General features: G+C 66.2%; 27 protein-coding genes and 1 pseudogene. 12 read left to right on the forward strand and 16 right to left on the reverse strand.

The window, feature by feature from the left end; translation table 11 throughout:
* The 3 genes from ADT71_RS02320 to ADT71_RS02330 all read left to right on the forward strand — a co-directional run.
* Nucleotides 1-285, forward strand: a 285-nt coding sequence (locus ADT71_RS02320; RefSeq protein ID WP_197282888.1) for a bile acid:sodium symporter, incomplete at its 5' end; no start/stop codon positions are given.
* 280 nt (nt 286-565) lie between these two features.
* Nucleotides 566-700, forward strand: a complete 135-nt coding sequence (locus ADT71_RS34825) for a hypothetical protein (RefSeq protein WP_255351599.1) — start codon at nt 566-568, stop codon at nt 698-700.
* A gap of 135 nt (nt 701-835) precedes the next feature.
* Nucleotides 836-2,098, forward strand: a complete 1,263-nt coding sequence (locus tag ADT71_RS02330) for an MFS transporter (RefSeq protein ID WP_054434735.1) — start codon at nt 836-838, stop codon at nt 2,096-2,098.
* 63 nt (nt 2,099-2,161) lie between these two features.
* Here the strand turns inward: ADT71_RS02330 and ADT71_RS02335 are convergent, their stop codons facing one another.
* The 8 genes and pseudogenes from ADT71_RS02335 to ADT71_RS02365 form a co-directional block, all read right to left on the reverse strand.
* A complete protein-coding gene (locus ADT71_RS02335; protein WP_369818151.1) occupies nt 2,162-2,740 on the reverse strand; it encodes an NUDIX hydrolase in 579 nt (192 codons plus the stop codon).
* A gap of 605 nt (nt 2,741-3,345) precedes the next feature.
* Nucleotides 3,346-3,675, reverse strand: coding sequence for a Grx4 family monothiol glutaredoxin (gene grxD / locus ADT71_RS02340; protein WP_054434738.1), 330 nt, complete (start codon nt 3,673-3,675; stop codon nt 3,346-3,348).
* Nucleotides 3,676-3,705: 30 nt separating this feature from the next.
* Entirely contained in the window at nt 3,706-3,939 is a 234-nt protein-coding gene (locus tag ADT71_RS02345; RefSeq protein WP_054434740.1) for a BolA/IbaG family iron-sulfur metabolism protein, read from the reverse strand.
* A gap of 23 nt (nt 3,940-3,962) precedes the next feature.
* Nucleotides 3,963-4,286 (reverse strand): DUF1476 domain-containing protein, encoded by a 324-nt coding sequence (locus ADT71_RS02350; RefSeq protein ID WP_054434742.1) that lies wholly within the window; start codon nt 4,284-4,286, stop codon nt 3,963-3,965.
* Between the two features lie 109 nt (nt 4,287-4,395).
* Nucleotides 4,396-4,994, reverse strand: a pseudogene (leuD, locus tag ADT71_RS02355) (3-isopropylmalate dehydratase small subunit).
* A complete protein-coding gene (locus tag ADT71_RS31865; protein WP_165913233.1) occupies nt 4,994-5,158 on the reverse strand; it encodes a hypothetical protein in 165 nt (54 codons plus the stop codon). The pseudogene leuD and the gene ADT71_RS31865 overlap by 1 nt, the downstream one beginning before the upstream one ends.
* 7 nt (nt 5,159-5,165) lie before the next feature.
* Complete coding sequence (leuC, locus tag ADT71_RS02360; RefSeq protein ID WP_054434744.1) at nt 5,166-6,599, reverse strand: 3-isopropylmalate dehydratase large subunit; 1,434 nt, start codon at nt 6,597-6,599, stop codon at nt 5,166-5,168.
* A gap of 101 nt (nt 6,600-6,700) precedes the next feature.
* Entirely contained in the window at nt 6,701-7,072 is a 372-nt protein-coding gene (locus ADT71_RS02365) for a hypothetical protein (protein ID WP_054434780.1), read from the reverse strand.
* 316 nt (nt 7,073-7,388) lie between these two features.
* Here ADT71_RS02365 and ADT71_RS02370 point away from each other — a divergent pair, with 316 nt between their 5' ends.
* From ADT71_RS02370 to ADT71_RS02380, 3 genes are all read left to right on the forward strand, one after another.
* Entirely contained in the window at nt 7,389-7,910 is a 522-nt protein-coding gene (locus ADT71_RS02370; RefSeq protein WP_054434746.1) for a sterol desaturase family protein, read from the forward strand.
* A gap of 247 nt (nt 7,911-8,157) precedes the next feature.
* Nucleotides 8,158-8,400 (forward strand): hypothetical protein, encoded by a 243-nt coding sequence (locus tag ADT71_RS02375; RefSeq protein WP_054434748.1) that lies wholly within the window; start codon nt 8,158-8,160, stop codon nt 8,398-8,400.
* A gap of 18 nt (nt 8,401-8,418) precedes the next feature.
* Complete coding sequence (locus ADT71_RS02380) at nt 8,419-9,810, forward strand: L,D-transpeptidase family protein (protein WP_054434750.1); 1,392 nt, start codon at nt 8,419-8,421, stop codon at nt 9,808-9,810.
* Nucleotides 9,811-9,820: 10 nt separating this feature from the next.
* Here ADT71_RS02380 and ADT71_RS02385 read toward each other — a convergent pair whose 3' ends face one another.
* The gene (locus tag ADT71_RS02385) at nt 9,821-10,180 is read right to left on the reverse strand and encodes a YbaN family protein (protein ID WP_054434752.1); all 360 of its coding nucleotides are present in this window, start codon (nt 10,178-10,180) and stop codon (nt 9,821-9,823) included.
* Nucleotides 10,177-10,593: a SufE family protein gene (locus ADT71_RS02390; protein ID WP_054434754.1), complete on the reverse strand. Its 417-nt coding sequence runs from the start codon at nt 10,591-10,593 to the stop codon at nt 10,177-10,179. The genes ADT71_RS02385 and ADT71_RS02390 overlap by 4 nt, the downstream gene beginning before the upstream one ends.
* Before the next feature lie 78 nt (nt 10,594-10,671).
* Between ADT71_RS02390 and ADT71_RS02395 the strand changes: the two genes are divergently transcribed.
* On the forward strand, nt 10,672-12,735 hold the full coding sequence (locus ADT71_RS02395) for an NAD(+) synthase (protein ID WP_054434756.1): 2,064 nt from the start codon (nt 10,672-10,674) through the stop codon (nt 12,733-12,735).
* 500 nt (nt 12,736-13,235) lie between these two features.
* Here the strand turns inward: ADT71_RS02395 and ADT71_RS02400 are convergent, their stop codons facing one another.
* The 6 genes from ADT71_RS02400 to ADT71_RS02425 all read right to left on the reverse strand — a co-directional run bounded on the left by ADT71_RS02400 (nt 13,236) and on the right by ADT71_RS02425 (nt 16,094).
* Nucleotides 13,236-13,475, reverse strand: a complete 240-nt coding sequence (locus tag ADT71_RS02400) for a hypothetical protein (protein WP_054434758.1) — start codon at nt 13,473-13,475, stop codon at nt 13,236-13,238.
* Nucleotides 13,472-14,134 carry a hypothetical protein gene (locus tag ADT71_RS35390; RefSeq protein ID WP_369818152.1) on the reverse strand — a complete coding sequence of 221 codons (663 nt, stop codon included), beginning with the start codon at nt 14,132-14,134 and terminating at the stop codon, nt 13,472-13,474. Before ADT71_RS35390 ends, ADT71_RS02400 begins: the two co-directional genes overlap by 4 nt.
* Nucleotides 14,131-14,427: a hypothetical protein gene (locus tag ADT71_RS02410; protein WP_054434760.1), complete on the reverse strand. Its 297-nt coding sequence runs from the start codon at nt 14,425-14,427 to the stop codon at nt 14,131-14,133. The genes ADT71_RS35390 and ADT71_RS02410 overlap by 4 nt, the downstream gene beginning before the upstream one ends.
* A 28-nt stretch (nt 14,428-14,455) precedes the next feature.
* Nucleotides 14,456-14,881 (reverse strand): PspC domain-containing protein, encoded by a 426-nt coding sequence (locus ADT71_RS02415; RefSeq protein WP_054434762.1) that lies wholly within the window; start codon nt 14,879-14,881, stop codon nt 14,456-14,458.
* A 161-nt stretch (nt 14,882-15,042) separates the two neighbouring features.
* A complete protein-coding gene (gene pspA / locus ADT71_RS02420) occupies nt 15,043-15,897 on the reverse strand; it encodes a phage shock protein PspA (protein ID WP_054434764.1) in 855 nt (284 codons plus the stop codon).
* Nucleotides 15,894-16,094: a hypothetical protein gene (locus ADT71_RS02425; protein ID WP_054434766.1), complete on the reverse strand. Its 201-nt coding sequence runs from the start codon at nt 16,092-16,094 to the stop codon at nt 15,894-15,896. Before ADT71_RS02425 ends, pspA begins: the two co-directional genes overlap by 4 nt.
* 162 nt (nt 16,095-16,256) lie before the next feature.
* On the opposite strand from ADT71_RS02425, the gene pspF reads away from it, so the two are divergent.
* The 5 genes from pspF to ADT71_RS31875 all read left to right on the forward strand — a co-directional run bounded on the left by pspF (nt 16,257) and on the right by ADT71_RS31875 (nt 19,308).
* Nucleotides 16,257-17,354, forward strand: a complete 1,098-nt coding sequence (pspF, locus tag ADT71_RS02430) for a phage shock protein operon transcriptional activator (protein ID WP_054434768.1) — start codon at nt 16,257-16,259, stop codon at nt 17,352-17,354.
* A gap of 157 nt (nt 17,355-17,511) precedes the next feature.
* Nucleotides 17,512-18,036, forward strand: coding sequence for a helix-turn-helix transcriptional regulator (locus ADT71_RS02435; protein ID WP_231635497.1), 525 nt, complete (start codon nt 17,512-17,514; stop codon nt 18,034-18,036).
* Between the two features lie 91 nt (nt 18,037-18,127).
* Nucleotides 18,128-18,460: a hypothetical protein gene (locus ADT71_RS02440; protein ID WP_054434772.1), complete on the forward strand. Its 333-nt coding sequence runs from the start codon at nt 18,128-18,130 to the stop codon at nt 18,458-18,460.
* An 18-nt stretch (nt 18,461-18,478) separates the two neighbouring features.
* On the forward strand, nt 18,479-18,982 hold the full coding sequence (locus tag ADT71_RS31870) for a hypothetical protein (RefSeq protein ID WP_132469148.1): 504 nt from the start codon (nt 18,479-18,481) through the stop codon (nt 18,980-18,982).
* Complete coding sequence (locus ADT71_RS31875; RefSeq protein WP_054434776.1) at nt 18,979-19,308, forward strand: JAB domain-containing protein; 330 nt, start codon at nt 18,979-18,981, stop codon at nt 19,306-19,308. The genes ADT71_RS31870 and ADT71_RS31875 overlap by 4 nt, the downstream gene beginning before the upstream one ends.
* Nucleotides 19,309-19,377 lie beyond the last annotated feature (69 nt).

The following is a 19,377-nucleotide window of genomic DNA, read 5'->3' on the forward strand; positions in this document are numbered from 1 at the left end:
CTTGGGATTCTGGCGCTCGTGATGGTGCTGGGAAATGTGCTGGGCAGGCTGCTGGGCTTCAATCACGAAGACCGCATCGTCATCCTGTTCTGCGGCTCGAAAAAGAGCCTGGCGACCGGCGTGCCGCTGGCAGGCGTGCTGTTTCCCGCAGCGCAGGTGGGCGCGATCATCCTGCCGCTGATGTTCTTCCACCAGATCCAGCTCATGGTCTGCGCCGTCCTCGCCCGAAGGCTCGCCGCCAAGGCCGAAAAAGGGAAGGGCGACGAGGCGCTTTCTCCGGCGTGATCAGGCCTTGCCACTTAAGGGTTGGTCAACCGGTTTGCGCCATAAGCAGACCATGAACCGCCCCTTCCTCCAGCGCCGCGCCGAACGACAGCCGATATCGCTGGCGGCACAATGCCGAGCGAACAATGGTTTGCACGATGGGGGGCTGCACGACGGGGGGGGCTTGCACGACGAGGGCGAGATTTCCGACCTTTCGACCGAGGGATGCTGCGTGCGAATCGCGGCGCCTTTCCTGTGTGTGGGCAGCCGTGTCGTCATCCGGCCCCAGGGTTTGGCAGGCATGACCGGCATCGTGCGCTGGCTCAGCGGCGACTTCGCCGGGATCGAGTTCGATCGCCCGCTCTTCGGCTCCGTGATCGAGCATCTGGTTCGGCTCCACCCCACGTTCGTGCCGGAGCGCCGTGCCATCGGCTGAGCGGTGCCTGGTTCGCCCCGGCGGTATCTTGCCGGGCCTCGGCCAATCTCCTCGTCAGCATCACAGGGCCACGTATCCTCCCCGGGACATAATGTCCGGCGCAAAGCCGGCACCTTCGTCTCTTGGGAGAGAGCCATGGCACATGCACCCGGTCAATCGCCGGATATTCCAAATCATCCGCTTGCCGTCCGCATGGGCGTGATCGCGGGCGTTTCGCACAATCTGGTGATCGGCACCGTGATGGGCTCCTTCGGGATCATGCTCGCTTCGGTGGAGCAACGGCTCGGTGTGAGCGCGGAAGCGGCGGCGGCCGGCATTCCGCTGGTGCTGGTCGGGTCCTGCCTGCTGGCGCCCTTCGTTGGCGTGCTGATGGCCCGGGTGTCGTTGCGGTTGCTTCTTCTGGCGGGCGCGCTGCTGACGGTGGGCGGCTACATGATGCTGGCCTTCACGCAAAGCTATGCTCTCTACCTCGTTGCCTACGGCCTGTTCTTCGGTCCGGCGCTCAGTCTGGCGGGCTCAGTCGGGCCGGCCACGCTCGTCACGCGCTGGTTCCACCGCAATCGCGGACTTGCGCTGGGCGTGGTGCATCTGCCGGTCGCCATCGCGATCATGCCCTGGCTGCTGCATGAGGCGCTCGACAGTTTCGCGCCCGGCACGCTCTATCTTGCCATCGGCCTCGTTGCGGGGGCCGTGATGATCCCGCTTTGCCTGTTGACGATCGACCATCCCCCCGGCCTCGAAACCGCTGCGCCCGTCTCGCCTGACCGTCGCACGTCGGACGGTTCGTTCAGCGTCGCGCAGCTGCTGGCCCGGCCGCGCTTCTGGGCGCTGTGCATCGCGGCGGTGGCGAGCATGACCAGTTCGGTGCTGCTGGGATCGCTTCTGGTGCCGATGGGCGAATCCTGGGGCTTCTCCCGTGCCGAATCGGCGCAGCTCCAGTCGATCATGTCGCTGGCCGGGATCGCGGGGTCGGTGCTGTTCGGCTGGCTTGCGGACAAGATCGGCGGCGGGCGTTCGCTGGCGCTGATCGGCTTCGATTGCGCGCTGCTCTGGGCGCTCCTGTTGCTGCACCCGCCTTTCGCCTTCACCGCCGTTGCGGTGGCGCTGATCGGAATGCACGGCGTCGGCGCGATCCCGACACTGGGGAGGGGGCTTTCCGACACGTTCGGACAGGCGAGCTACAGCCGCGGGTTCGGTCTCAATTCCCTGATCAGTCTGCCCTTCGTTGCCTTTGCGGTGATCGGATCGGCAAAGGCCTTCACGCTGACCGGCAGCTACGATCTGGCGATCAAGGCCATGGTGGCCCTGTTCGTCCTGGCTATCGCTCTGGGGCTTTACGGGGCGAGTGGCCGCAAGATCGAGGGGCCGAACGCCTCGGCCGCGCCCGAGCCGGCCTGACGGGGCGAACCGGATCGGCGAGGTGCGCGGGGAACCTCGAGCGTTCCCTGCGCACCCTGCAGGTCAACCGCGATCGGCGCTGGCCTTGACCTGGCCCCGCACCGGATAGCCGTGGCCGTCCGGGATCATCAGCCATTCCTCGCCGTCCACCAGCTCTATCCGGGGATGGATGCGTTCGACCGGATGCCGGGCGATGTCCGCCAGCGCATCGTCGTGGTTCGCAAAGCGGGCCAGGCGCTCCAGATTGCGGCGCGTGGGGAATATGACCGAGATTTCCCCGCGATCCGCCATGTCGATGGCGTGGGAGGCGCTGGTCCAGAACAGGCGGGTGTTCTCCGTGGCATCCACGGTAACGTCCACCGCGCCGGTCCCGAGATCGGTGACGAAGAAGCGCGTATCGAAACCCTTGTCCCACGGCGGGCACCAGTGTGCATAGAGCGTGAGCCGCTCAGGCTCCAGCTCCCAGCCGAATTGGGCAAGGACCGGGGCGAGGCGGCCGTCCTTCAGCAGCATGTGCCGTGCTTTCGCCGCAGCGGGCGCGCTTACCGGTTGCCGGACCGCGACCATCAGGCCGGTCTCCTCCAGCGTCTCGCGGATTGCGGCGATGCGCGCGGCGGCCAGTTCGATCGGCGCGTCCGGCATGAGGTTTGCCGCCAGATCGCGGTCGGCCGGATCGACCCGTCCGCCCGGAAAGACGGCGGCGCGCCGGCGAAGCGCATTTCGCGGGCGCGCTGGACCATCAGCAGTTCGGGCGGTTGCCCGGCTGCTTCCCCTGCCGGCCGGCGGAAGATCACGAGTGTGGCTGCTGGCACTACGCTGGGGCCGTCCGCCGGCATCGGTTCGTTGCTGGGAGTGTAGACCGTCATCCCATGGCATTCGCGCGGGGTGCCATGGGAGGCAAGCGGAATTGTCCTGCCGGCCGGGCGGCAGGATGTGTCGCTCAATTTTACAGTCATGCTGCTGGAGGATGGCCGGCCGTGCAGGGAAATCCCGGAATTTCAAGGAAATCGGGAACTGGCACGGGTCATGCTTTGTTTTAAAGGTACCTCGAGTAGTCTCGACCGAGGCGGGGCCGAAATGTCTCCCGGCCCCGCCTCCCCGAGCATTCGGTTCCCAACATCGCCAGGGCGAAGGCCTGCAACGGGCCGGACAAGGCGCGGACGCGCGCCATGAACGGCAAAACGCCCGGGGTTTCCCCCGGGCGTTCGGAATGCCTGTTTCGCGGAAGCGCTGGAGGCGCCCGGCGATCAGCCCTGGGTCGCGAGCCCGGTGTCGATGAAGAGCTGGTGCAGTTCGCCAGCCTCGTACATCTCCATCATGATGTCGCTGCCGCCGACGAATTCGCCCTTCACGTAGAGCTGCGGGATCGTCGGCCAATCGGAATAGGCCTTGATGCCCTGGCGAATTTCCATGTCCTGCAGAACATCGACGCTCTCGTAAGGGGCGCCGAGCTGTTCGAGGATGGCGATCGCCCGGCTGGAAAAGCCGCACTGCGGAAACAGCGGCGTGCCCTTCATGAAGAGGACGATGTCGTTGTTCTTTACAATCTCGCCGATGCGGGCGTTGACGTCGGACATTTCAGAGTACCTTCAAACTGTGCCAACAAGTCAGTTGGGAACGGCGGTGGTGAGTTGCAAGGCGTGAAGCACGCCGCCCATGCGGCCGCCCAGGGCTTCGTAGACCATCTTGTGCTGGGCGACGCGGGGCTTGCCCGCGAAGGCGGCGCTGGTCACGCGCGCGGCATAATGGTCGCCGTCTCCGGCAAGATCGGTGATCTCGACCGAAGCATCGGGCAGGGCGGCGCGGATCATGGCTTCGATTTCGCTGGCGGACATCGCCATGGCGGGGTTCCTTTTCGTTCGACTTACGCTTCGCCGAGGAAGGCGCGGCGGGCCTCGACCTGCTTGGCTTCGAGCGCGGCGCGGATTTCCCCTTCCGAAGCATTGACGCCCGCGGCGATAAGGTCGCCCAGCAGCTTGCGGATCACGTCCTCGTCGCCGGCTTCCTCGAAGTCGGCCTGGACCACGGCCTTGGCGTAAGCCTCGGTCTCGGCGGTGGAGAGATCCATCCGGACGGCCGCCCATTCGCCCAGCAGGCGGTTGCGGCGCGCCTGGATGCGGAACTGGGTGTCGGCATCATGCACGAACTTGGCCTCTTCGGCGCGCTCGCGATCCTGGAAACTCGTCATTCGGACAACCTCGGTTAGGGCTTTATCCTGCCGATAGGGTGCGAAGCGGACGGGGGCAATGCCGATTTGCGTTACCGCGTCCCGGACCGGGTCCGGGACGACGGCCGCGTCACACGGTTGCGGGAGTTTTCGCCAGGAACGGCAGCTCGTTGCGCGCCTTGGCCTCGTGCGCAGAAATGGCATCGCCCTGCGCCATGGTCAGGCCCACTTCGTCGAGGCCGCCAAGGAGGCAGTGCTTGCGGAACGGATCGATCTCGAAGCTGTAGCGGTCCTGGAAGCGCGTGGTGACGGTCTGCGTTTCAAGGTCGATGTCGATCGGATCGGTTTGCGCCACTTCCATCAGACGGTCGATCGCCTCCTGCGGCAGTGCCACGGTGAGGATGCCGTTCTTGAAGGCATTGCCCGAGAAGATGTCCGAGAAGCTCGGCGCGATCACGCAGGTCACGCCCATGTCGAGCAGAGCCCAGGCGGCGTGCTCGCGGCTGGAGCCGCAGCCGAAGTTGTCGCCCGCGATCAGGATCGGCGCGCCCGCGAACTCGGGGTCCGCAAAGATGTTGCCCGGTTCCTTCTTCACCGCCTCGAACGCGCCCTTGCCGAGCCCTTCGCGGTGATGGTCTTGAGCCAGTGCGCCGGGATGATGACGTCGGTGTCGACGTTCTTGCGGCCGAACGGGATGGCCCGCCCGGCGACGTGGGAGATCGCCTGCATCAATCGGTCTCGGGGGCCTGTTCGGGATGCAGCGGCTTTTCGTTCGCGCGGGCCTTGCGGCGCTTCACGAAGAGCAGGGCAGCGGCGATCGCGGCCGAGCCGATAGCGGCACCGGCGGCGAGAGCGGCCTTGCTGGCGAGGTTGTTTTCGGGATCGTTGGACATGTCGTGCTTATCCTACCAGTTCGCGCACATCGGTGAGCTTGCCCGTCACGGCGGCGGCGGCGGCCATGGCGGGGCTCATCAGGTGGGTACGGCTGCCGGGGCCCTGACGGCCGGTGAAGTTGCGGTTGCTGGTCGAGGCGCAGCGCTCGCCTGCCGGAACCTTGTCGGGATTCATGGCGAGGCAGGCCGAGCAGCCCGGTTCGCGCCATTCGAGGCCCGCGTCGATGATGATCTTGTCCAGCCCCTCGGCCTCGGCCTGCGCCTTGACGAGGCCGGAGCCGGGGACGACGATCGCCCACTTCACGTTGTCGGCCTTGTGGCGGCCCTTGAGCACTTCGGCAGCGGCGCGGATGTCCTCGATGCGGCTGTTGGTGCACGAGCCGATGAAGACGTTCTGCACTTCCACGTCCGTGAGCCGGGTGCCGGGTGTCAGGCCCATGTATTCGAGGCTGACCTTGACCGCGTCGCGTTTGGAGGCATCGGCGAAGTCTTCCGGTGCGGGCACGAAGCCGCCGATCGCCGACGTGTCCTCGGGGCTGGTGCCCCAGGTGACGGTCGGCTGGATATCCTCGGCGCGGATCGAGACGGTCTTGTCGAAAGTTGCGCCTTCGTCGGTCGCGAGGCTCTTCCACCAGGCCAGGGCCTTGTCCCAGTCCTCGCCCTCGGGCGCGTAAGGACGGCCCTGGACATAGGCGAAAGTGGTCTCGTCCGGTGCGATCAGGCCGGCGCGGGCGCCGCCTTCGATCGCCATGTTGCAGACGGTCAGGCGGCCTTCGACGGACATTTCCTCGAAGACGTTGCCGCGGAATTCGATGACGTAGCCGGTGCCGCCCGCCGTGCCGATCACGCCGATGATGTGGAGCACCACGTCCTTGGGGGTGATGCCGGCGCCCAGCTTGCCGTCCACGCGGACTTCGAAGCTCTTCGACTGCTTGAGCAGCAGGGTCTGCGTGGCGAGGACGTGTTCGACCTCGCTGGTGCCGATGCCGAAGGCCAACGCGCCGATGCCGCCGTGGCAGGCGGTGTGGCTGTCGCCGCAGACGATCGTGGCGCCGGGCAGCGAGAAGCCCTGCTCGGGGCCGACGACGTGGACGATGCCCTGCTCGGCATCGGTGGCGTCGATATAGCGAATGCCGAAGGCGGGCGCGTTCTTCTTCAGCGCGGCAAGCTGCTGCGCGCTTTCGGGATCGGCGATGGGCAGCACATGCCCTGCCGCGTCCTTGCGGGCCGTGGTCGGCAGGTTATGGTCGGGAACCGCAAGGGTAAGATCGGGACGACGCACCGGGCGTCCGGCCACGCGAAGGCTCTCGAAAGCCTGCGGGCTCGTCACTTCGTGGACGAGGTGCCGGTCGATATAGATGAGGTTGGTACCGTCGTCGCGCGTGTCGACGACGTGGGCGTCCCAGATCTTCTGGTAGAGGGTGCGCGGTTTCGTTGTCATGGTGAAAGCGCGATTAGGCGCGCCGGACCCGCAATTCAAGGGGAACCGGCGCGCCTTTTCGCGCAACATTATTCGCTGGGCGATCAACTGGAGCTATTTGCTCAGCGGCGATGGCCGTTGCGATCGTTCCGTTCCGCGTGGAGCGCGGCGTGTACGCGATTGATCTTGCTTTCGAGCGTCTGCATCTCGCGGGGGTTCAGTCCGCCGCGCGCGTAGCTGGCGTGCAGGCGCTGGATTTCGGCGGCATCCCGGCGCAGGCCGGTCGCTTCGCGCTGGCTGATCGTGCGGCGCGCGGCGGCACGGTCGATCTGGCTGCGCAGGCCTGCGATGTCCGAGCGGATCTTCGCTTCGCGATTCGGCGTGTAGCGGGCGGCTTCGTGGCGCGGCGCGGCTTCGGCGATGCCGGGTGCGATGGCCGAGATACCCAGCGCGGCGACGAGGGCGGGAGCGATGAAACGGGCGATCTTGCGCATGGGACTTTCCTTCTCTTTCCGGGTCTTGTTCCGTGCATTCAGATTTAGTGCTGCGAACATGAACGGGAGAAGACTGACACGTCACAGTCCTGTCGGCATTTGTAACTAAGTGTCGCGGCTCTGCTCCGGTAAGCGAGCCGGGCGACCCGAAGGGAGAGGGTAGCCTGAAAGACAAGAAGGAATGCAGGGCAGCCGCGATGGCCCCGCGCTCTCGCGGTTGCATCTGCATTCCGGATAGGCCGCCTGACGCCGGACCTGACCCCCGGGCCCGACGCCGGACCTGACAAGCGCGCGAGGACAGGCTAGAAGCCGGTCCATGTCCATTCTTGCCGCCTGCCTTGTCGTGCTTGCCGCCGCCGCCGCGATGGAATTCGTCGCCTGGGCGAGTCACAAGTATGTGATGCATGGCTTCGGCTGGGCCTGGCACCGCGACCACCACGAGCCGCACGACGGCTTTCTGGAAAAGAACGACCTTTTCGCGCTGTTCGGCGCGGCGATTTCCATCGGCATGTTCGCGCTTGGATCGCCGCTGGTGATGGGCGAGGGGGCTTGGGAGCCGGGAACCTGGATCGGCCTTGGCGTGCTGATCTACGGCGTGATCTACACGCTGATCCATGACGGGCTCGTGCATCAGCGCTATTTCCGGTGGGTGCCCAAGCGCGGCTATGCCAAGCGGCTTGTTCAGGCGCACAAGCTTCATCACGCCACGGTGGGCAAGGAAGGCGGGGTCAGTTTCGGTTTCGTGATCGCGCGGGACCCGGCCGTGCTGAAGCGCGAACTGCGCGAGCAGCGCCAGCGCGGCATCGCCGTGCTTCGCGAGGCCGTGGACGAACGCTGAAGGGTGGGGCTTCTGTCCGCGTGCCATGCCGCCGGGCACCCTGTTAATCTGGCGTACACTATCAAAATCGGCGTTTTTCAGGGGCTCGCGCAATCCGGCGCGAAAGTGCCACCATTCGTCTCTGCGCCGCTCGCCGCGCTATTTCCCTGATTCGCAGTCCCGATAAGCGTGACAGGGTGTCAACGGGAGCTGCGACAGTCCCGCCTCTCCCAAGCTCCGACACGGACACGAACCGGGAGGACATCGCATGAAAAAAGCACTCATCATTCTCGCCGCAGCGGGGGGCATCGCCCTGGCCGGATGCGCGAGCAAGAAGGAATCGCTTCCTCCGCCGCCGCCGCCCGGCGCCGTTCCCGGATCCGTCGCGGCCGACCGCGATGGCGACGGCATCATCGACGGTTACTACACATCCGACGGCATCTATCACCCGAACTACACGCCGCCGCCTCCGCCGCCGCCCGCTCCGACCCGCACCGGTGAACGCGGCTGAGGGCGAAGCAAGCACACGATGAATTTCCGCCAGTTTTCCTGCGGCCAGACCGGGGCCGCGCTGTTCGGCCTGGCCATCCTGACCATCGGTCCGGGCTTGATATCGACGGCTCTGGCTGCTCCGGCCAGAACAGGCGTAAAGGCAGGCGCGGCGAAGTCCGCGTCGGTCAGGGCCGCTGCCTCCGGAGCCGGAACCACCGGTGCCGGGGCCATGGCTACGGCGCTGGCGATCCGGCATGAAGCTGGCGGAAAGATCGCGAAGTTCTACCAGGGCCGTGGTTTCCAGCCGGTCTGGGTCAGCAAGGGCCGCATCGGCGCGGATGCACAGGCGTTCCTGCGTTATCTCGACGAGGCGGAACTGGATGGCCTGAAGCCCTCGCGCTACGGCCCGGACAAGCTGCGCGAGGCGATCTCGCAGGCCAATCGCGGCGGGCCCGAGGACGTGGCCACTGCGGAAGTTGCGCTGTCCAGCGCCTTTGCGCGCTATGTGCGCGACATGCGCAAGGCCGGGAACGTGGGCATGACTTATGTCGGCAAGGGGCTCGCCCCGGCGAAGCTGGCCGACGATGCGATCCTGCGGGTTGCGGCGCTGAACGATTTCGGCGCCTATGTCGGCGGGATGGGCTGGATGAGCCCGCACTACCTGCGCATGCGAGACCTGCTGCGCGCCGCCGAAAACAAAGGTGCCGACGAGCGCACGATCGAGGTCGTGCGGCTCAATCTGGAGCGCGCCCGCGTGCTGCCCTCTGCGGCGGTCCGGCATATCGTGGTGGACGCGGCGACCGCGCGGCTGTGGTATTACCAGAACGGCAGGATGGTCGGCACCATGCGGGTCGTGGTGGGCGCCGAAAAGACGCAGACGCCGATGCTGGCAGGCTACATCAACTGGGCGATCTTCAACCCCTACTGGAATATCCCGGATTACCTCACGCGTGACAACGTCGCCCGCAAGATACTCTCCGGCCGCACGCTCAAGTCCATGAACATGGAAGTCCTGTCGGACTGGAGCGCCAATCCGCAAGTCGTCGATCCGGCGACGATCGACTGGCGGGCGGTGCAGGACGGCAAGGTGGACCTGCGCATTCGCGAACTGCCCGGTCCTGCCAATTCGATGGGCAAGGTGAAGTACCTGTTCCCCAACGACGAGGGCATCTACCTTCACGATACGCCGAACCGCGACCTGCTGGTCAAGGAGGACCGCCACCTCAGCAACGGCTGCATCCGCCTCGACGATGCGGAGAAGCTCGGCCGCTGGATGATGGGCAAGGCCTTCGACCGGCACGGCAAGGGGCCGGAACAGCCAGTGGTGATGCCGGCGCCGGTGCCGGTCTACCTCACCTATCTTACGGCCACGGCGACCAGGTCCGGCGTGGCACTGCTGACTGACGTCTATGGCAGGGACCGGCGCTAGCGCCGCGATCCTATTCGGCGCGCGTCCAGATCCACGGGCCGATCGTTGCCAGCACCGCCGCCGGGATCAGGACCCAGGGCCAGCCCACGGTGAACCAGGTGAACGGGATCGAGGCGCTCATCGCCAGGATCGCGGAGACCTTGCCCTTGCGGCTGATCGCCCGGCGGTCTCGCCATTCGCGCAAGTTGTGGCCGTAATGCGGGTGGTTGTAGAGCCGCTCGGCCCATTCAGGATGGCTCTTGCCGAAGCATGCCGCCGCCAGCAGGTAGAACACCACCGTGGGCATCACCGGCAGGAAGATGCCGATCGTGCCGAGCGCCACGAAGAACAGGCCCGCCGCCATCCACAGAGGGCGGCCGAGCCGCTTCAAGACTGCTGGGTCGCGTAGCGCGCCGCCGTCTCGCGGATCAGCGCGATCATGTTCGGCACGCCCTGGGTGCGGTTGGACGAGAGCTGGTTCTTGAGGTCGAACGGTTCCAGCGCGGCGGCGATGTCGGTTTCCGCCACTTCGGCGGCGGGCTTGTCCTGCACGGCGGAGATCACCAGCGAGACGATGCCCTTGGTGATCGCGGCATTGCTGTCTGCCAGGAAGTGCAGCGTGCCGTCGTCCTGCGCCATCGGATAGACCCAGACGCTGGCCGAGCAGCCGCGCACTTTGGTGGCGTCCGTCTTCAGCGCGTCGGGCATGGGATCGAGTTCGGCGCCGAGGCCGATCAGCAGGCGATAGCGTTCATCGCCTTCGGAAAACTCGTATTCTTCGCGGATGTCGTCGAGGCTGCGCATGACCTGCCATTTAAGCGCGGCGCGGGGGAGGGCAAGGGGAAGTTGCCTCTCGCTTCCGATCCTGTCAGGGATTTGCCCATGAGTGCACATCCCTTTTATTCCCATTCATTCTTCTCGGCGCACGAACACGGCTTCGTGCGCGTCGCCACTTCCACGCCCAAGGTCCGCACCGCCGATGTCGCCTTCAATCGCGACGCCGTGCTGGCAGAGGCGCAGCGCGCGCATGACGCGCATGTGGACCTCTTGGTCTTCCCCGAACTGTGCCTCTCCTCCTACGCCATCGACGATCTGCACTTGCAGGCGGCGATGATCGAGGCGGTGGAAGCGGCCGTGGCGGAAATCGTCCACGCCAGCGTCGATCTCTCGCCGGTGCTGCTGGTCGGCGCGGCGCTGCCGCACAAGGGGCGGCTCTACAACTGCGCGCTTGCCATCGCGCATGGGCGGCTGCTGGGCGTGGTGCCCAAGTCCTACCTGCCCAATTACCGCGAGTTCTATGAAAAGCGCTGGTTCGCCAGCGGCAAGACGCTGAAGGGCCAGACCATCCGCGTGAACGGGCAGGAGGTGCCCTTCGGCGTCGATCTGGTCTTCGCGTCCGAAGTGCTGCCCAACTTCCGCTTCTTCATCGAGATCTGCGAGGATATCTGGGCCGCCACCCCGCCCAGTTCGCACGGCGCGCTCGCCGGGGCGACGATCCTGTGCAACCTCTCGGCTTCCAACATCGTCATCGGCAAGTCGGACGAACGGCACTTGCTCTGCCGCTCGCAGTCGGCGCGCGCCACGGCGGCCTATATCTACTCTGCCGCCGGCCACGGCGAGAGCACGACCGATCTTGCCTGGGACGGGCAGGGCATCGTCTACGAACTGGGCGATCTGCTGGCCGAGAGCGAGCGCTTCTCGCTGGAGGCGGAACTGTGCATCGCCGACGTCGATGTGGACCGCATCGTCATGGACCGGATGCGCGTGCCGACCTTCAACGACGCGGCCGAAGTGGCGGGCAATCCCGACGAGACTTTCCGCACCGTGCCTTTCCGCCATGCTCCGGCGGGCGGCGACATCGGGTTGATCCGCCCGGTCTCGCGCTTCCCCTTCGTGCCCTCGCGCGCCGACAAGCTGGATGCCGACTGCTACGAGGCGTTCAACATCCAGGTCGACGGCCTGATGCGCCGGATCGAGGCTACGGGCGCCAAGTCCATGGTGATCGGCATTTCGGGCGGGCTCGATTCGACCCATGCGCTGATCGTCGCCGCCCGCGCCTGCGACCGGCTGGGCCTGCCGCGCACCTTCATTCGCGGCTACACGATGCCCGGTTTCGCCACCAGCGACGGCACCAAGTCCAACGCCTGGAAGCTGATGAACGCCGTCGGCATCACTGCCGAGGAGATCGATATCCGCCCCGCGGCGACGACGATGCTGCAGGACATTGGCCACGCTTTCTCGAACGGCGAGCCCGTCTACGACGTGACCTTCGAGAACGTGCAGGCGGGCCTGCGCACCGATTACCTGTTCCGCCTCGCCAACCAGCACGACGGCTTCGTGATCGGCACCGGAGACTTGTCCGAACTGGCGCTGGGCTGGTGCACTTACGGCGTTGGTGACCAGATGAGCCACTACACGGTCAACGCGGGCGTGCCCAAGACGCTGATCCAGTACCTGATCCGCTGGTGCGCGACGACGGACCAGTTCGGCGCGGAGACCGAGGAGGTGCTGCTCGCTATCCTCGGCACCGAGATCTCGCCAGAACTGGTGCCGGCAGGCGCGGACGGCGCGATCCAGAGCACCGAGGCGAAGATCGGGCCTTATGAACTGAACGACTTCTTCCTGCACCACCTCGTGCGCTTCGGACAGAAGCCCTCGAAAGTCGCCTTCCTCGCGCTCCATGCGTGGCGCGATGCGGCGGCGGGGACGTGGCCCGCAGGCTTCCCGGAGGATCGCCGGAACGAATACGACCTCGCCACGATCCGGTCCTGGCTGGAGAAGTTCCTGCGGCGCTTCTTCGCCTTCAGCCAGTTCAAGCGCTCTGCCGTGCCGAACGGGCCGAAAGTCTCTTCCGGCGGCGCGCTGTCCCCACGCGGAGACTGGCGCGCCCCGTCCGATGCCAGCGCGGCGGTGTGGCTGGCGGAACTGGACGCGCGGGTTCCCTGAGCGCGGCGGGCCCGGACCGCAGACCCGAACCGCAGGCCCGGACCGAAGACATGGCAATGCACCCGCTGGCGAATGCGGGGTAACGCCGTAAGGGGGAAGCCCCGTAAAGCCTGATGAACATCGGGCCGGCGAGGGATGCCCGTCTGTGGAAGACCGGGCGGGAGTTCTGCCTGCTCTTGCGAATGGCCGGATAGCGGCAATGCCAGTCCGGCTCGGCCCTGTCGGAACGGTTCGGGTGCGACGGCGCGGGGCTCGCGTCGGCCTCGACCCAGGGTGGTCCGGGAAACCGCTCCGGCTTGGGAGCGGCGGGCCGGGCACGCGGATGAACCGGTCCGGTCGGACGGAGGGGTGCCTGGCCGAGGCGGATGCCCGCGCCTTCCGGCTTCCCTGCGCCGACCCGACACACCGCTGGCCCTTGCGCTTCGGGCCGAACGGATGGGCCGGGGTTATAACCTATTTGGTTAAATTTGTCAAGATCGGCCCCGGATCGCCCGGCGGCGTCAATCCCGGAGCGCGTCGATCTCGCGCGCGAGATCCCTTTCGCGGCGGTCGTCCGTGGCGATGCGTTCGAGCACGGCGATACGCTTGCGCAAGTTCTCGACCTCGCTCTCCAGTTCGTGTTCGCGCTCGCTGTGGTCGTCCAGTCGGAAGCCCGGCTTTTCGCCCCTCAGCTTCTGCGCGCGCAGCCACGTGATCGAGGCTATCGCGAAAATGACGACTACGGCAGTCCAGAAACTCATTGCGTCACCTCGTGGCCGATCCCGTTGCGGGCTTCCCGCAGGCCTTCGATCTGGCGCGCTACATCATAACCCTGATCCGTGACAATCCGTTCGACGCTGGCGAGGCGGTCCTTTATCGAGCCGATCTCGGCACGAAGCTGGGCGTTTTCCTGGGTTAGGAGCTGCACCCGCGCCTGCGCCTCGCCGTCGTTCTTGGGATAGATCGCCTTGCCCCAGGAGTTTTCCAGCGGATAGCCGTGGCGCATGCGCAGCCAGTTGTTGAAGATCCATCCGCCCACGCCCAGCGCGGTGGCGGCAACGATCACCGGGGAGAGCACTTCCAGGGTTGCATAGTCGAGAGCCATGTCCGTCAGGTTCCCTTGTTCAGTTCGCGCGCGGCTCGCCGTCGGCGGTGCGCAGGGATTCGATCTGGCGCGCGGTGTCCCAAGCGCGTCGGTGATGATGGTTTCGAGCGCGCGCAGGCGGTTCTCGATCCCGGCATTATGCGTGGCGTGGCGGGCGGCCTGTTCGGCGGCGATCCGGGCGGACTGCCCCGCCGCGATCTCCAGCTTGCGTTCGAGGAAGGCGAGCCGCCGCTTGTAGGCCCCGGCAAGGATCGCGGAGATCGCGATCATGCTGGCCATGACTGCGGCAAGCCCCATGAAGTCCCCGAAGCTCACTGGCGGGTCGCCTTTTCCCCGGCGGTCTTCTCCACATCGCGCTTTTCCACTTCGCGAATGTCGCGCAGCGCCTCGATCTGGAGCGCGGTGTCGTAGCTGCCGTCGGTGATGATCCGTTCGAGCACGCGCACGCGCTCTTCCAGTTCCTTCGAGTGCGAGGCGTATTGCGCGGCCTTCTCGGCGGTTGCCTGGACCTGCAGTTCGGCCATCTTGCGCTGGTGGCGCGTCCAGATCGCAAAGCCGCCGATGATGAACGGTGCCAGCGGGATGAGCGCCCAGATCGAGTCTTCCATAATGGTGTCCCTGTTGCCCGTGCGGCTGTCAGCGCAGGCTGTCGATTTCGGCGGCGAGGCGCGAATTGCTGCTGGTGTAGTGCGCTTCCATCTCGGCGACGCGGCGGTCGATGTCCGAGAGTTCGCTGCGCAAGTGGCCCGAACGGTTGAGGGCGGAACGGCCGGAGGTGCCGCGCATCAGGTTATGGCCGAAGCCCTGCCGGTTGCGGCGGCGTTCCATGCGGCGCAGCAGGCGCTCTTCCTCGTCCTCGCTGTAGAGGCTCATCGGCCGCTTGTCCGCCAGCACGGCGACCGCGATGTAGATCGGGATCGTCACGAAGGAGACGAAGAAGGTGAGCATCACGGCCGCGATGCGGATCCAGAGCGTGTCGACCCCGGTATAGTCGGCGATACCGGAGCAGACGCCGGCGAGCTTGGCGTTCGACTTGTCGAGATAGAATTGTCCGCGTGACACTGGTTTTCCCTTTCCCCTTGCGGCTGACCCCGGACCTGGCCGGGCCGCCGCCGATGACGCTGGTGAGGCCTGCCGTCCCTTCAGGTCCGGCTGTCCCCGTTTTCCCGGTCATGGCCCTTCGCGGGCGGCATGCACCTGCCGGGATGCCAGGTGCGCCGCTGTTATTCCGATGTCGCCTTGCCGGCGCCCATGGCGCGCTTCATCTCGGCGAGTTCGGCATCGATCCTGTCGCCATCCTCGAGCGCGGCGATTTCATCGGCGAGCGAGGGCTGGCGCTTGTCGGACAGGCTCATCGCCTCGGCGCGGCCTTCGGCATAGTCGACGCGGCGTTCGAGCTGTTCGAAGCGGACCAGCGCCTCGTCCACGCGCTCGCTGGACAGCAGGGTGCGCAGCTTGACGCGATTCTCGGCGCTCTGCAAGCGGGCGGCGATCGAGGACTGGCGGCTGCGGGCCTCGCGCAGGCGGTTCTGGAGCTTCTCGATGTCCTCCTCGTAAGCGCGCAGGGCATCGTCGAGCACGGCGATCTCGGTGCGGAGCTGTTCGGCCATCTCGGCGGCCTTCTTGCGTTCGAGCAGGGCGGCGCGGGCAAGGTCCTCGCGGTCCTTGCTCAGCGCGAGCTGGGCCTTGTCGCCCCAGTCGGCCTGGAGCTTGTCGAGCTTGCCGACGTGGCGGCGCAGTTCCTTCTGGTCGGCGATGGTGCGCGCGCTGCTGGTGCGGACCTCGACGAGGGTTTCCTCCATCTCCAGGATGATGAGGCGGATCATCTTGCCCGGGTCTTCCGCCTTGTCGAGCATGTCGTTGAAGTTGGCGGCGATGATGTCGCGAGTGCGGGAGAAGATGCCCATCCTGGCGGTTCCTTTGATCGAGGCGGCATTGAATGCACGATTGAAACTGGCGGCCCTGTAACCCGGGCCCGAGGAGCCCTGATCGAACCGGTAAGCGCGTCCGGCGCCGAATGCCGGCGCGTCCGGTGCCGGGTTCTGCAGGATTTCGATTTCCGCGTCGAGCCTGCTCACTGCAGCGGAACTCCGCAGATCGGCGCCGCGGCGTGAGCCTTGGTGGCGAACTGGTCGCTCATGACGGCGAGGTTCAGCGTGCCCATGGCGAGCACGGCGGCGATGACCGCCCAGTCAAGCTTGCTGCGTGTCCCGGAACCGGCCTGCTGGAAGCTGGCCTGCTTGCGGTCGGCGATGCTGGCTTCGTGGAAAGGCATGTTTTCAAGTCCTTGCTTCGGGTCGCGTTGAATTTGTCCTTCACATCGCAAGGGGCGTGCCAAATTGCGCAGAGGGCGGATTTCTGCGATTTCAGGGACTTGCGGTGCGCGCCTGCAAAAGATGAATTGCCAATGAATGGGAAATTTCGCTAATATTCGGGAATGGAACGCGACGTTCAGTTCATCGGCCAGTCCACGGCCTTTCTCGATGCGGTGGAGCGCGCCAGCCGTGCGGCCGCGGTGCGGCGGCCGGTGCTCGTCATCGGCGAGCGCGGCACCGGCAAGGAACTGATCGCCCAGCGCCTCCACCACTTGTCCCCCCGCTGGGGGGAGCCGCTCATCACCATGAACTGCGCGGCCTTGCCGGAAACCCTGATCGAGGCGGAACTGTTCGGGCACGAGGCCGGCGCGTTCACCGGGGCTGTCCGCGCGCGGGCCGGACGGTTCGAGGAGGCCGACCGGGGCACGCTGTTCCTCGATGAGCTGGGCACGCTTTCGATGGCCGCGCAGGAGCGGCTGCTGCGCGCGGTCGAATATGGCGAGATCGCGCGGATCGGCGCCTCGCGGCCGGTGCAGGTCGATGTGCGGGTGGTGGCGGCCACCAATGCCGATCTCCCGCGGATGGCCGAAGAGGGCAGGTTCCGTGCCGACCTGCTGGACCGGCTCAGCTTCGAGGTCATCAACCTGCCGCCGCTCCGGGCGCGGGAAGGGGATGTCTACGAACTTGCCGACTATTACGGGCGGCGCATGGCAAGCGAGCTGGAGTGGGAGGCGTGGCCTGGTTTCACGCCCGGCGCCGTCGCCGTTCTGGAAGCCCATGCCTGGCCGGGAAACGTGCGCGAACTGCGCAATGTCGTGGAGCGTGCGGTCTATCGCTGGGGCAATGAGCATGAACCGATCGCCCGGATCGTGTTCGACCCCTTCGAGAACCCGTGGCGCCTGCCTTCGGCCGAAGCGCGGCCGTCCGCCGCTCCGGTGGCGGATGGGGATGTTGGCAAACCCGTGCTTCCGCCCACGCCTTCGTTTTCGTCTTCGCCTTCGCCCTCGCCCTCGCCCTCGCCCTCGCCCTCATCCGTGCCTTCGGGGGCGGGATTGCGGGCCAGTGTCGAGGCATACGAGCGCGGGCTGCTTGTCGAGGCGCTGGAGCGTCATCGCTGGAACCAGCGGCGCGCGGCGAGCGCGATCGGGCTGACTTACGACCAGTTGCGCCATTGCATGAAGAAGCATCGGCTTGCCGAGCCCGCCAGGACGCAGGACTGATCTTGCCCGGGACCGAATCGCACCAGTCCTCGTGCGGCGGCGAAGGTGAATCTGCCAGTTGATATTAAGTCGGATAATTCCCAACTTCACGGCTAATGTAATTTTACCTATAGATAAGTTCAGTATAGTGCGCCGAATGCGCAAATTGAGGGCAAACGTGCACGACGTAGCCGACGCTTCCGAAGCGACAGGGTTGTTGGAAAACTTGACGGCGAAGCAGGTCGAGGTGCTCGATCTGCTGGCGATGCACCGCACGACCAAGGAAATCGCCAGGGAACTGCGCATCGCCCCCAATACCGTGGACCAGCGCATCGCCGCGGTGCGCGACAAGTGGGGCACCGTCAACCGCAAGGATACCGCCCGCCTTTATGCCCGGCTCGTGGAGCTATGTGGCAAATCCACATATGACTTTTCCCGTATCGACGCAGGAGGCGGCGAGGGTGATGACGATGAACAGGATCTGCCGATCGATCCGGTTTTCGTCCTTTCCGATGCCAGGCCCATGGCCCGTCACCCGGACTGGTTCGACACCCGGATGCCAGAGCCGGTGGGACTGGAGGCTTTCGATGCGAAATTCGGAAGGGTGGGGCGCGTAGCGGCGGTTTTCGTACTGGCCTTGATGATGGCGGTGACCCTGGCGGCTACGCTGGCGATCGCCCAGGCTCTGGGAAAACTGCTCTGACACGCTCCGGCTGACCGGCTTTCGGGAAAGCCTTCGTTTTTCCGACAGCCGTTTTCCGACAGTGGGCCCCGAGGCCCGAGGAGCTTGATCGATGACACCCGAAATTGCCAGCCTGCGGATCGCGCGCAGCATCCGGTCGGTTGAGGACGACATGGACGAACTGCTCGCCAAGGCGGGTGAACTTCTCGCCGAAATCGCCCGTGCCCGCGTGGCCACCGATAACGTGGCGCATCTCGGCCAGCGCCCGATGGCGCGCGTCGCCAACATGCAGCGCAGCCTGATCGAGGCGCGCTCCGAACTGGTGCGGGCGCACGGCGACCTCTCGAAACTTGCCGAGACGATGGACATCCCCATCCGCTGCCCGGAAAAGAATATGGTCGACACGGATGAATCGGCCCGGACCGCTGCGATGGCGGCGGCCTGATCGCTGGCGGGGGTGCATTTGGAGAATACGGAACAGCAGGCATTCTTCCTGGTGCTCGTCCTGGCGGTTTCCTTCTCGTTGTGGAGGGGCGGCGGGCCGGAGCGCTGGGGCGCCGGAGTGATCCTGGCGATGGTGCTGTTGCAACTGGGCGGGGAAAGCCTGCTGCCCAGTGGTTTCACCAGTGTGGACCCGCTTTCGTTTCTGACGGATGCGGTGGGGGCGGCCGGCTTCGGCGCCCTTGCCCTTCAGGCGCGGAGAGTCTGGCCGATATGGGCAGCGTCGTTGCAGCTTCTGAGCCTGAGCGCGCATTTCGCGCGGTGGGCGGATATCGGGGTTCCTCCCACGGTCTACGCCGTCATGCGCGGGACTCCGACGTTCCTGGTCTTGCTGGCGATGGCGGTCGGTACGATCCTCCATGCCTCTCGCAAGCGGCGGAATGGCAGCGATCCCTCGTGGCAGGACTGGTCCCGGGTTGCAGCCGGGTCCGTCCGTTATCGCGGCGGTTACTCGAAACCCTGGTGACTCATCTGGGCTGCCTGCGCAGCGAAGTGATGCTGGAACTGCCGTTCGGGGAAGACGGGCGGCTGATCGGGCAGGTGGTCTGCACCGCCGGCGGAGTGGCCGCGATCCGCGCCGCCTGCCGCCCGCTGCTGCGGCGAACGCAGGCCTGCGGGGCGACGGGGCTGCTGCTGGTCCACAACCATCCTTCCGGCGATCCCCGCCCGAGCCGGGCGGACGTGATCGCGACGCGGGGGCTGTCGATGCTGTGCCGGAGCGCGCGAATCGAATTCTACGACCATCTCGTGATCGGCGGGCGCGCGCGCTCTCGATGCGGCGGGCGGACCTGATGAACCGCGAGGTGGCATGACATAGGCGTTTCCGGCGGGCGGCCCTCCCCCGCCGGACGCAGCCGGCGT

Origin of the sequence: Novosphingobium sp. ST904 (assembly GCF_001298105.1) — a bacterium.
In the GTDB taxonomy this organism is placed as follows: Bacteria; Pseudomonadota; Alphaproteobacteria; order Sphingomonadales; family Sphingomonadaceae; genus Novosphingobium.